Origin of the sequence: uncultured Algibacter sp., assembly GCF_963976535.1 — a bacterium.
GTDB lineage: Bacteria > Bacteroidota > Bacteroidia > Flavobacteriales > Flavobacteriaceae > Algibacter_B.
In genome coordinates this window covers 1-1930 of the sequence record NZ_CAXBLF010000120.1, presented here as the reverse complement: position 1 = coordinate 1930, position 1930 = coordinate 1, and the positions used below count along the sequence as shown (strand labels likewise).

Annotated in this window: 4 protein-coding genes; all 4 read right to left on the bottom strand. The window is 28.0% G+C overall.

Annotation, left to right across the window (positions count from 1 at the left end; translation table 11 throughout):
* Nucleotides 1-146: 146 nt before the first annotated feature.
* From AAC024_RS15870 to AAC024_RS15855, 4 genes are read right to left on the bottom strand one after another with little or no spacing between them, the layout of a single operon-like run.
* The gene (locus AAC024_RS15870) at nucleotides 147-452 is read right to left on the bottom strand and encodes a hypothetical protein (protein WP_339896469.1); all 306 of its coding nucleotides are present in this window, start codon (nucleotides 450-452) and stop codon (nucleotides 147-149) included.
* A 3-nt stretch (nucleotides 453-455) separates the two neighbouring features.
* On the bottom strand, nucleotides 456-671 hold the full coding sequence (locus tag AAC024_RS15865) for a DUF3310 domain-containing protein (protein ID WP_339896468.1): 216 nt from the start codon (nucleotides 669-671) through the stop codon (nucleotides 456-458).
* A gap of 26 nt (nucleotides 672-697) precedes the next feature.
* Nucleotides 698-1342: a YqaJ viral recombinase family protein gene (locus AAC024_RS15860; protein WP_339896467.1), complete on the bottom strand. Its 645-nt coding sequence runs from the start codon at nucleotides 1340-1342 to the stop codon at nucleotides 698-700.
* Nucleotides 1342-1878 (bottom strand): hypothetical protein, encoded by a 537-nt coding sequence (locus AAC024_RS15855; RefSeq protein ID WP_339896466.1) that lies wholly within the window; start codon nucleotides 1876-1878, stop codon nucleotides 1342-1344. The genes AAC024_RS15860 and AAC024_RS15855 overlap by 1 nt, the downstream gene beginning before the upstream one ends.
* Nucleotides 1879-1930: the final 52 nt, after the last annotated feature.

The following is a 1930-nucleotide window of genomic DNA, read 5'->3' as shown; positions in this document are numbered from 1 at the left end:
TCTTCCTTTCTTTTATACCACTTTCCAACAACCAAAGCATCTTCTTTAAACAACTTAGGAAACTCTTTTTCAATGTTTTCTTTCCATTCACTACAAGCTGCTGAATGTGCTTTCTTAATAAACTCTTTTCTACTTTCTTTCATAATTTATTTATTATATGACACTAATTGATTTAATACCGTTTTGTGTTTTCTTTTTATTTTATTACCTTTAAATTGATATGTAAAGTCATCAATGAAAACAACCCTTCTAAACGTAACTTTTGAAAACAACCCCTTACCTAAATTAGTTACAACTAATCTATATGATTTAGAATTATTTTTAGATTCTTTTAATTCATCTCTTTTACTTTTAGATGTTCTAAATAGGTTTAAATAAGGTTTTTCTTTTGTTATTGGATTTATTAGTAATCCGTTTTCACTGTACTTTTTTAAATAAGGTTTGTTTCTCATAATTTAGTTATTATTATTATTATTAATTCTTATTCTATTAATTTCTCTTTCTAAGTAATCCTTTGCTTTTAAAAGGTCTTGCAGTTCGTCTTTCTTTTTACCAGCTCTTACAACGTACTTAATCACGTTTCCTCGGCAAAAGTTTATATTATAATCATTAATAACATCTATTAAATCATATTCTTTACCGTTGTCGTAATGCGTTTGCGTGCTTTTCATAATTAGTTATGTCTGTTTATGTATAGTTAAAAAGAAATATTATCTTTCTCTTTATTTATTTTAATAAGTAATTCATCTGCAAACTCAATAGCGTAATCTCTAGCAGCTTCCATTGACATCAATCTAGGCTTTGATTTAGTACCTATATTTACAGTACTTTCTAAAGTCAATTCTTTTATAAAATGCTTAACGCTTTCATGTCTAAATGAAATAAAATAAAGCTTCTCTAATTTAAGGTTTGCAGTAAAATAATGAATACATTGGTGAATGTGTTCTAATGGTATATCGTTATATAATAATATAGATAAATGTTTTTTCCTTCCTAAACATTTTATTTCACATGCTATTTTTTCATCGTCTGTAATTCCATCAGGTGAGATACCTAACAACTCGTTTTCCTCGCTTTGCAACCATCCAGTTTCTAAAAAATCAATTCCTGTGTAGGTTTGCAAATACTCTCTTGCAAAAGGTTCGTTAAACTTGCCATGATCCATTGATTCGCTTGAGTAACTATCTGTAGGCTCAAATTCTTCTAGTTTCTGAGATAGTATCTCTAAAAATAAAGTATCTGATTTAACAAACAAACCTTTAGCTAAAGTACCGCCAATTTTACCCCACTTTAATTCAAACCACTCAATAGTTCCTTGCTCTATTTCTTTATAGTTAATCATTATTTTAACTCTGTTTTAAGTTTGTTTTTTAATGCTACGATTGTCGGAAATAATTGCTCGTCTTTTGATAAAAAACCCCACTTAGCTTGCAATTCTTTTAGTGTTTTTGAACTCATTAAAAGTTCAATTCCTTTTTTATCATCTACTTTAACTATTGGAGAAATTGGAGAAACCCTAATACCGCCTGTTTTTTTACCCATCATTTTAATAGATTCGTCAAAAACCAACTCAATACTTAACCCTTTCCAGTTTGCTATATTTCTACTTTCAGTAGAACTACATTTGTTTTTAATTTTAACAATTGAAGCAACTATCTTTCTATTAGTTGAGTTGATAACCATTGGCTTAACGTCTTCAATAAATTCAATAAAATATCCGTCTGTTTTGTTTCCAGATACATCTATCCCAGTACTGTAATAAGATTCTTTTATTGTTAATACACATTTGCCTTTTTCTGCAATAATAATATCAACATCAACACCAGCTAAGTGAGTTGATTTTCGGTATTTCATGCAATCCACGTTTAATTCTTTCATTTTTATTTATTTAGTTTGTCAAATTTAATCATAATTTATTTATCATGCAAAT

Bases quoted from the DNA above. Each gene is read 5' to 3' on its own strand.
- AAC024_RS15870 (WP_339896469.1), bottom strand. From the start codon at position 452: ATGAGAAACAAACCTTATTTAAAAAAGTACAGTGAAAACGGATTACTA.
- AAC024_RS15865 (WP_339896468.1), bottom strand. From the start codon at position 671: ATGAAAAGCACGCAAACGCATTACGACAACGGTAAAGAATATGATTTA.
- AAC024_RS15860 (WP_339896467.1), bottom strand. From the start codon at position 1,342: ATGATTAACTATAAAGAAATAGAGCAAGGAACTATTGAGTGGTTTGAA.
- AAC024_RS15855 (WP_339896466.1), bottom strand. From the start codon at position 1,878: ATGAAAGAATTAAACGTGGATTGCATGAAATACCGAAAATCAACTCAC.